This is a genomic window from Halobacteriovorax sp. HFRX-2_2, from assembly GCF_043196705.1.
In the GTDB taxonomy this organism is placed as follows: Bacteria; Bdellovibrionota; Bacteriovoracia; order Bacteriovoracales; family Bacteriovoracaceae; genus Halobacteriovorax_A.
In genome coordinates, this window is the sequence record NZ_JBEBMT010000005.1 from 1 (window position 1) to 9,349 (window position 9,349).

Genomic DNA, 9,349 nt, shown 5'->3' on the forward strand with positions numbered 1-9,349 from the left:
TCATGGGCCTTAAGATTTGCAAGATCACAATAGTAACCGACACTAAAGCGAGAAAGAATTTTGTACTGCTTAACCTTTGTAAATTGAGGAAATGTACGGTTTTTAGGTGTTTGTAAAACACCGAAGTAATTTTCAAGTTCATTTAAGATAAATGAATTCTCTGTATAGATAGCATCAGGAGTAAGGCTGACTTCACCGATTTTGACTTCTTCGCTAATATAGACAACTTTCCCCATTGGGTTAGTATTTTTATAGCTGACGTCATCAACAATAATATTTTTCTTATCCGCTAGCTCTGTAATATTTTCGACTTGAATAAAACTTAAGTCTTCACACATTAATTCACCTAGCTTATCAAAAAGCTCTTGTGCAATAAATGTGTAAACTTCAATTCTATTAGTCATCTAAGCACTCCTCCCAATATCTTCTTGAGAGAAAATTTCATTGAAGTAGCGATAGTCTTTTACATTTTCTAAAATGGATTTAAAGATGACTTCAATATCATTGGAGTCAAACTCTAACTCTAAGGCGAACACCTGATCATGAACCTTATGCCATAGGTTACTAATATCGTCGTCCAAGTTATAGTCGAGCTCAAAAAAGTCCTTACTTAAACTCTTTAGATACTTAATATTCCCATAAGACTCCTCCAGGCCTGCTAGCCTATCTGTTACGCTTGTTCCATTACGGCAAACATATGAGAAGTAAGTCATTAGGACTGTATTAAAAATTTCCTTTAAAAAGTTAAAGTCGAGATAACCAGATACTAGTGACAAGTAAACAACAGAAGAAGCGATAACTTGTGCCTTCTTAAAAGTGATAGCACTTGTTTTAATAAATTCTTCTTCAAGGTTTATCTTATCATTGTTGAACTCATAGAAAGTTTCATGACAAATAAAAACGAAGTCTAGTGTTGAAGACTTCTCACCTTCTTTTAAGGCGCGGTAGAAGTCCACCAAAATAAGATTACGATAACGTAGCTTAACCTCTTCTAACTGGGCCTTTTGAAGATCCATAAAGTGGTCAATGACCTTAGAGACGCGCTCTTCATCGATGATTATTTTTTGAAAGAATTGATCGTTTTGTTGAGAAAGTTTTTCTACTAACTCGAGATTTGCAAACTCTCCAGCACGGCCTATAAGAAGGCGTCTGCCACTTGGACGTGACCAATACAACTCTCCCTTAAGTAGAGGATTGTTTTGTATTTGATGGAGGCTTAAGTTTATCTCTCTCATAATCCCGTAAGTTAATAAAATTAGGGCCTATTTCTAGGCCCTCTTAACAATATTTATCGGAATGTTGAGTAAATAAATTAAGCTATTTTTTAATAGTAGAGCGTTTTCCTACGCTTTACCTTTAAGCTTTGGATCTAGAGAGTCACGAAGAGCATCTCCAAGAAGGTTTAGTGCTAGAACAAGCACAAACATCGCCAGTGTTGCCGCAGAAAGTTGCCACCAAACACCACGAGCAAGTTCAAGTTTTGAATCATCAATCATTGTTCCCCAAGATGGCTGTCCTTGAACACCAAGTCCTAAATAAGAAAGGATAACCTCAGACTTAATCGCCTGTTGAAATCTTAGAGAGAATTGAATGATAACAATGTGGAAGATATTTGGAAGAATATGCTTAAACATTCTTCTCATATTACCTGCACCAAGAGCTGCCGCTGCTTGGACATACTCTCTTTCCTTGTGACGAAGAACTTCACCACGCACAAGACGACATAGACCTACCCAAGAAGTTACCCCAAGAGCTAAGAATAATGACGACGTTCCTTTTCCTAGTACCATTGTTACGGCAAAAAGAAGCATGATATATGGAATCGATGCAAGTGACGTGTAAAACCAAACAATGATTTCATCGACTTTTCCACCAAAGTATCCGGCCATAAGACCTAGAGTCACACCAATTACAGTTGAGATCATTGCTGTTGAGAAACCAATCCCAATTGCCATCTCTGCACCTTTTAGAGTTTTATAAACAACAGAGCGTCCGAAAATGTCTGTTCCAAATAAAGCATCGGCACTTGGTGGCATATAAGACGCACCAATTTCTTTTGACCATTCACCTGCAATTACACCAAAGAATGTAAGTGCAGCTAGTAATACATATAATCCAATAACAACCATACTGAAGACTGCGGCTTTATCTTTTTTAAGCTCAGTCCAAGCATGTCCCCATAGTGATTTTGATTCGCTTGATAAATTTGCTGACATGACAACTCCTACTTTAACCTTACTCTTGGATCAACGATTGTATATAGAATATCCGTAATTACTGTGAAGATGATATAGGCCATTGCCGAAAGAATCGTCATTGCCTTAATAACTGGAAAGTCATTATCAAATACAGCTTTTACAGTTAATCCACCTAGCCCTGGAATTGAGAAGAAACTCTCAAGAAGTAGAGCACCTAAAATAAGGAAAGGGATTTGAATAACTACATATGTAATAATTGGAATTAATGAATTTTTTAAAACGTGCTTTAATAGAACGACTCTTTCACTAAGACCTTTTGCACGAGCTGTACGAACATAGTCTTGGTAAATATCATCTAGAATAACTGTTCTAAAGTAACGAAGGTCAGGACCTAAGTTTAATACGACCATAATAATAACTGGAAGAATTACGTAAGGAATAAAGTAAGGGAATCCATGTTCGTAACCTGAAATTTCAAACCATCCTAGCTCATATGCAAAAAACTTTTGGAAGAAAAGAATATATGCAAGAGATGGGATACTCATTAAAGAAACACTTACAATAACTAACGTACGGTCAATTGCTTTTCCTCTAAAGAACGAAACAACAATTGCCAGTAAGATTGATAGAATAGTCGAAATTAAGAAAGCTGGAAGAGTTAAAGTTAGTGATGGAACAGCACCCTCTTTAATCATTTCAATAATACTTTGCTTAGTTGCCCATGAACGACCAAAGTCGAATGTAAATGCAGACTTTACGATACCAATATATTGTTCAACAAGAGGACGATCTAAACCTAGCTCGTGTCTTACCTCTGCAATTTGCTTCGCGCTTGCGTGCTTACCTAATAGAAGTTGGGCAGGATCATACCCAGAAAGGTTAAAGATTGCGAAAATAATTAAACATACCCCAAGAATAATAGGGATCGTATAAAGTAATCTTCTTAAAATATATGACCAAGTATTCACAAAAACAGCTCCTTAGCTCTTACTTATTTAAAGCGTTTCGCTTATTTAAAAAAGCAACCATTTCGATTGCTTCATTAAATAAGCGCCGGAGAGATCTCCAGCGCTATAAATCAATTATAATTTTGATTGCATATTCTTTTTAGCTTCAAGATCAATATCTAGGTATTGAGCTTGACCAGCTTCAAAGTCAGTTGTGATGTAGTTCCTTAACCAGCTATGCTTGATTAGGTATGACTGACGGTGAACACCGTATAGCCATGGAACTTCTTCAGCTGCCATCTTATTAAGCTGCTCATAAATTGCTGTTCTCTCAGGAGAATCTTGCATAATTGAAGCTTTTGCGAAAAGTTCATTGAACTTAGGATTGTTGTAACCTGATCCGTTAGCACCTGGTGAACGATTTGGTCCGTAAAGAAGCTGTAGGAAGTTTTCAGCATCTGGGTAATCTGCACCCCATGCGATTCCGTAAAGCATTACCTGACGAGCAGTGATTTTCTTTTGTAGCTCTGGCCATGAGTTTTGAACAACTTTGATATTTACACCAATTTCGGCCATTTGTTTCTTGAATAGTTCACCAATTTGTCTTGAAGTTGAAGAACTTGGACAGTCATAAGTAATTTCTGGAAGACCTTTACCTTCAGGGTAACCAGCTTTTGCAAGAAGTGCTTTAGCTTTTTCAAGGTCACGGCTTCTGTAAGGACTTACGTAATCTGGCATATTACCAGCGATCCCCGGAGGAACAACTGATTGTGCCGGAAGAGCTGTATCATTATAGAATAGCTTATTAAATTCTTTAACATTGTAAGCTAGAGCAAGAGCTCTTCTTAGGTCAACATTGTGAAATAGTTTTAGATCATGATTGAATGCTGTGTAAGTAACATCTAGAGATGGTGAAACTGAAAGCTCAATTCCTTTCTTAGCGAACTCATCACCAAGTCCCTTACCTGGAGTAACAGCTGATTCAAAGTTATCTTTTGGGATACCAATATAATCGACTCTACCCTTTAGGAAGTTTAGCCATCTTGGTTGATCTTCTTTGATAATATTAACTTCGATTTTTTTTACGAAAGGAACTTGTTTACCTGCGTACTTAAGCATGTGCTTAAATTCATCACTTGCTTCAGTTGGGAAAAGTTTTTTTCTAAAGTTAGGGTTTACCTCGTAAGTAAATTTCTTTGCAGACTGACGGAACTCCTTAAGCATAAATGGCCCTGTACCAACTGGGTGGTTAAGGAATTCTTTCCCGTAGTGATCTACAACTTCCTTAGCAACAACAAATGTGAATGGCATTGCAAGAGAGTATAGGAATTGTGGGAATTGCTTCTTTAGTTTGAACTGAAGAGTATACTTATCAAGAGTCTTTAGTCCCTCAACAACTTCTGTGTAATCAACAGTATCTTTTTTAGAGTTTTTCTCACGCCACTCATCAAGACCTACAATTTTGTCTTGAAGTAGCCACCAACCAAGCCCCTGAAGCTTTGGATCAGCAAGTCTTTTAATTGAGTATACGAAATCTTGTGCAACTAGCTCACGACCTTTACCATCTTTAAAAGCAGCATCATCGTGAAATAGAACACCTTGTTTAATTTTGAAAGTATAAGTTAGTCCATCTTCAGAAACTTCAGGAAGAGATTCTGCAAGGTTTGGCACAAGCGTGTATGGTCTTTTTAGATAATGATACTCTAGTAGACCTTCATAAACACGACCAACTTCATTTGAAGAGTACTTGTCGTTTGAGTAAATTGGATCCATTCCCTTCACTTCTGAAGTAACGGCCAGATGTAGAACTTTCTCACTAAGATCTACTTTTTTTGTACATGAAACAGTTAAAGTTAAAAGTCCCATGATTAAAAATGAAACAAGATTCCTTGATTTCATAAACCATCCTTTGTTCAAAAAATTATTGCATAGAATAATACTAGAGTAATTTATACAAGAGATAAGATAAATTTACTAGAATTTATTAGGAATCGGTGTTGCGCTGCTAGATAGATTCACAGCTATCGACGATTAAATCTAAGGCCAAAATTCTCTGCTCTTTTTGTGGATTCTTTGTGTGCCTAATACCTTCGAGTCTGATGAATTTATATTCATTGGCCTCGAGCTGGCTGAAGCTTGCGTGATACTCATACTTTCCAAGCATCTTTCTCTCGAAGTCTACATTGCCATTGCTGTAATGTGTAAGCTTGCCCTCAAGACACCCACTGTCACAATAATTGCTGTCGACATTTTTCAAGTCACTGAAGAAGAGACGATTTTTAAGTAAAAAGTCATCTAAAATTTTTAATGATGTATAACGCCCTGCTTTCATTAACTCAGTTGAGATTTTCTTATAAAGAGTTCCTTGAACTGGTCTAGTTGCGTCGAGTGGAAGAATAAGAGTTTCTTGTCCTTTGAAAGGTACATCAATGGCCAAGCTAAATGTCTTTTTATTTAAAATGGCATTGTATGTAAATCGGTCCTGACTTTTGCCAAACTTTAAACGGCCTCGGCCTTTAAACTCTTTACATAGTCCACTACTAAGAAGCTTATGGGCCACAACTTTATCAGTTGAGCCCTTAGCATTTATGTCTTCTTTAATTGGATTTGTTGTACAGGATATTAACGAGATGCCGGCAAGCGCACAGAGTCCAGCTTTTCGATATAATTTAGAATTTCTTCGCGTTCGTTTACTTTCGTACAATTTTTAAGTGCCTCGACATAGTATTGACGAGCCTTTTCTGGCTTCTTTAATGAAGTATATATGAGCCCTAAGTGCTTTGCAATGACCACATCATCACTAACAAGAGCAAATGCCTTCTTAATTTCGCGGTATGCTTTTTGATACTCACCAGTTTTATAATAGTACCAACCTAAAGAGTCTCGGATATACCCATCTTGTGGATTAAGCTGAACAGCTCTTTTAATATAAGCATAGGCCTTATCCATATGAACACCTTGCTCTAAGTATGTGTAACCTAGAAAGTTTAGTGCATGAGAATTATTAGGATCACGCTTTAAGATATCGAGCATGATCTTTTCTGCTTTTGTGAAGGCCTTATCTTTTTCATATAAAGACGCAAGATAGTATGCGTGGCCATCAGTATAGCTATCGTGCTCAATTTGAGATTCCATTAAAGCAATCGCTCTTCCAAGGTCTTTTCTATTTTCATAGTAGCCCGCAAGAATAACTTCTAGTTCAAAACGTAACTCTTTCGATGCTTTTGAACGCTCTTTCACGAATTCAACAAAACGCTTTTCTTGAGAACGATCTTTTTGAGCATAGGTATTTAAAATATTAGCAATCTGAATATTAGACTCATGAAAGAGAGAGCTGTCTTCTTTAATACGTGAGAAATAAGTTACAGCTAAGTCACCCTCATTAGACTTCTGATATAGACTTGCTAGGTAGTACAGAACCTTATCAGAATCTGGTATTACAGAAAGGATCTCTTTAAAGATACCTTTTGCATCTTCAATTCTTTCTGTCTCAGTATAAATAACCCCTAGTCTCACTTTCAAATTTAAGTTCTCAGGATCAAGGGCCAAAAGCTTCTCTAAGTATGGAACAACCTTCTCATACTCTCCATCTGAGAATAATAAATTCACGTACTTTCCAAGAGCTGTATAATTACTTGGGTCATACTTTAAGAACTTATGATAAAGAAGTTTTGCAGAGTTGAAGTTTCCTTCTTGCTCATAGATCATACCTAGAAGGATCGTACTCTGCTGATTTGTTGGATCAAGTTTTAAAGAGTTATTAAAGTACTTCTTCGCATTCTTGTAATCAGACTTTTCAAAATAAATCTTACCTTTATGAAAGGCGTAATCACTTCGATTATCACGATCTTTTTTAGAGCAGTAACTTAATGTTCCAACTGCTTTTTTAAATTTCTTTGCATCAACATATGCCTTCGATAAGTAAATACAAGCTTCGCTTAGAATTGGCTTAGTTTTATAGACTAGTTGACGGTATAGCTTAATTGATTTCTTTGAACTACCTAGGGCCCCATACACTCCTGCAAGTAGCAATTTAGCCTTCACCTTAATTTCTTTATCTGCATGTTTAATAAGGTACTCAAGTTCCTTCTTTCCATCTTCTAGTTGGCTCGACTTGATTAGCTCAACAGCATACTTTTTTCTCAGGTAAATATCTTTAGGTTTTAACTCAACAACGTGCTTTAAAATTAGAGAAGCTGAAACAGAGTCACCACTTAATGAAGCATCTGCTGCTTTTAGGAACAGGTCACTTGCAATAAAGTTCACTGTTGCCTCACCCTTTGTCTTTGCTTCCTCTACAATTTCCGAAAGAGACTGATCAACGAACTCTTGGGCCCGCCTTGCCTTCTCAATATCAGTAATCGTACTTGAAAGCTGAGATTCTTCATTTATCTTAGAATCAGAATCATCTTTAACACTGCTAGTCGTCGCACAACCAACAAGTGTTACTAAAGCTACGGTGCAGAGTGAATTTTTAATGAAAATTTTAAACATTTAATATCCTTGGCCTTACTGCCTCAATCACTCATCGTCCTAAATAGATATTTCTTAAAGAAAATTAATCCTTAATTTCGTAGGGGCAACATAAGTAAGTACTCAAGAATCAACAACTTGCATTAGCTCGACCTAATGCATGATAAATAGTTGAAATCATGGCAAATAAATGGATTCTCTTTGAATTTAGATAAAATTAAGAAGCCTATCCCTTGACAGTTACTGTCATAGACTGTTACTTCTCTGATGCAAATTTCAAAACGCTCAGCAATAGACACAGCGGGAAATCAATAAAATCTATGAACACCAACCTGTCTTTTGTAATAAGTTGAACTTGTAAGTATTTAATTTTACTTAATATGTCTTAACGGTGAAATTTATACAAAAAGCTTAACTATTAGAAAGCGTCGTGTTAATTATTAACTCGTTTTAGCTCAAGAGAATTCTAAAATTAAACTTGAGATATATTCGTAAACCAATAGGGGTAGTAGAATGAATGATGTAAGAATTATTAAAAGGTACCAAAACAGAAAACTTTATGACACACACCAAAGTTGCTATGTAACACTTGAAGAGATCGCTCAAATCATCAGAGAAGGTCACGAGATTCAAGTTATTGATAACAAGACTAAAAACGACATCACTTACATGACTCAAATTCAACTTCTTTTTGATCAAGAGAAAAAGTCAACTAAGCCAGGTGACGTAGAACTTCTTAAGAGAGTTATCCGTGGTGAAGAAGGTACATTCACTGGATACATTAGAGGTCTAGAAGGTATTGAAGCTCCAGTAGTTGAAGAAGCTCCAGCTCAAACTTTCAACGCTTTCAACAGTGCAGCAAACCTAAACTCTTCTGTTGAAACTACGACTACTTTAAACTAATATAAGGCAGTTATTACTGCATATATATTTAGTTTAGAGGGTGAAATGATTTCTAAAATTTCAAAATCTATATTAAGGCCTGCAGTTATTCTAGCAGGCCTTTTTATTTTTGGTGTTCAAACACAAGCACAAACAGTTAAACAACTGACTTCTTCAAAATCAGCGAAGAAGAATTCAGATGCTGCAGCAGCGGCGGCCCTACTTAGTGGTCAAGAGCTTCACATTCACTCAGTTGGGATCGGAATTGGTCAAACACTTCTAATGAGTGATCTAAAAGATAACGGTGAAGATAAAATTACGGCCGAATTATTCTACAATTATAAGGCTTCTTACTCATTTGATTTTTACGCCAACCTACATTATTCAAAACATGAATATGAAGGCACTTATTCGAAAACTGCAGGACTTCTTTTTGGAGCGAAAGGAAAGCTATTTCATTACGATGCTTTCCAACCATTCCTTGCAGCAGGTCTTGGATTTTTTAGACCTCAGATTAAGACTGAAACGTATAAGTCAGATGCAAAGACAGTATTTGGTTATCAACTTGGTGCAGGTGCAGACTTTGATTTAAATAGAAAAATCTCTGTTGGTGCTATGGCCACATTTAACGATCCGTTTGATGTAGATCAAGAGAATCGCTCAGATGTTGAGGGATACTACTTTAAAGTTCTACTTACGGTCTTCTACAAATTCTAATGAAGTTTAAAGACTTATATATCGTCACGGGAAAAGGAGGCGTTGGAAAAAGCCTCACTTCCCTGGCGCTTACTAAGTCGATTTCTGAACTTAATCATAATAAGAATGTCTATTATTTCTCATTTGAACAAA

9 protein-coding genes are annotated in these 9,349 nt (G+C 36.4%); 2 read left to right on the forward strand and 7 right to left on the reverse strand.

The window, feature by feature from the left end; translation table 11 throughout:
- From ABMA79_RS14620 to ABMA79_RS14650, 7 genes are all read right to left on the reverse strand, one after another.
- The coding region (locus tag ABMA79_RS14620) for a hypothetical protein (protein WP_393093522.1) at window positions 1–404 on the reverse strand (404 nt) is incomplete at its 3' end.
- Complete coding sequence (locus ABMA79_RS14625; protein WP_393093525.1) at window positions 405–1,235, reverse strand: hypothetical protein; 831 nt, start codon at window positions 1,233–1,235, stop codon at window positions 405–407. It abuts the gene before it with no gap.
- 108 nt (window positions 1,236–1,343) lie between these two features.
- Complete coding sequence (locus tag ABMA79_RS14630; protein WP_392857575.1) at window positions 1,344–2,216, reverse strand: ABC transporter permease; 873 nt, start codon at window positions 2,214–2,216, stop codon at window positions 1,344–1,346.
- Window positions 2,217–2,224: 8 nt separating this feature from the next.
- A complete protein-coding gene (locus ABMA79_RS14635; RefSeq protein WP_392857578.1) occupies window positions 2,225–3,166 on the reverse strand; it encodes an ABC transporter permease in 942 nt (313 codons plus the stop codon).
- A 114-nt stretch (window positions 3,167–3,280) separates the two neighbouring features.
- The gene (locus ABMA79_RS14640; protein ID WP_392857581.1) at window positions 3,281–5,044 is read right to left on the reverse strand and encodes an ABC transporter substrate-binding protein; all 1,764 of its coding nucleotides are present in this window, start codon (window positions 5,042–5,044) and stop codon (window positions 3,281–3,283) included.
- Between the two features lie 106 nt (window positions 5,045–5,150).
- Window positions 5,151–5,705 carry a hypothetical protein gene (locus ABMA79_RS14645; RefSeq protein WP_393093528.1) on the reverse strand — a complete coding sequence of 185 codons (555 nt, stop codon included), beginning with the start codon at window positions 5,703–5,705 and terminating at the stop codon, window positions 5,151–5,153.
- A 62-nt stretch (window positions 5,706–5,767) separates the two neighbouring features.
- Complete coding sequence (locus ABMA79_RS14650; protein WP_393093531.1) at window positions 5,768–7,639, reverse strand: tetratricopeptide repeat protein; 1,872 nt, start codon at window positions 7,637–7,639, stop codon at window positions 5,768–5,770.
- A 492-nt stretch (window positions 7,640–8,131) separates the two neighbouring features.
- Here ABMA79_RS14650 and ABMA79_RS14655 point away from each other — a divergent pair, with 492 nt between their 5' ends.
- Window positions 8,132–8,521, forward strand: a complete 390-nt coding sequence (locus tag ABMA79_RS14655; RefSeq protein WP_021265786.1) for a polyhydroxyalkanoate synthesis regulator DNA-binding domain-containing protein — start codon at window positions 8,132–8,134, stop codon at window positions 8,519–8,521.
- 45 nt (window positions 8,522–8,566) lie between these two features.
- The gene (locus ABMA79_RS14660) at window positions 8,567–9,217 is read left to right on the forward strand and encodes an outer membrane protein (RefSeq protein WP_393093534.1); all 651 of its coding nucleotides are present in this window, start codon (window positions 8,567–8,569) and stop codon (window positions 9,215–9,217) included.
- Window positions 9,218–9,349: the final 132 nt, after the last annotated feature.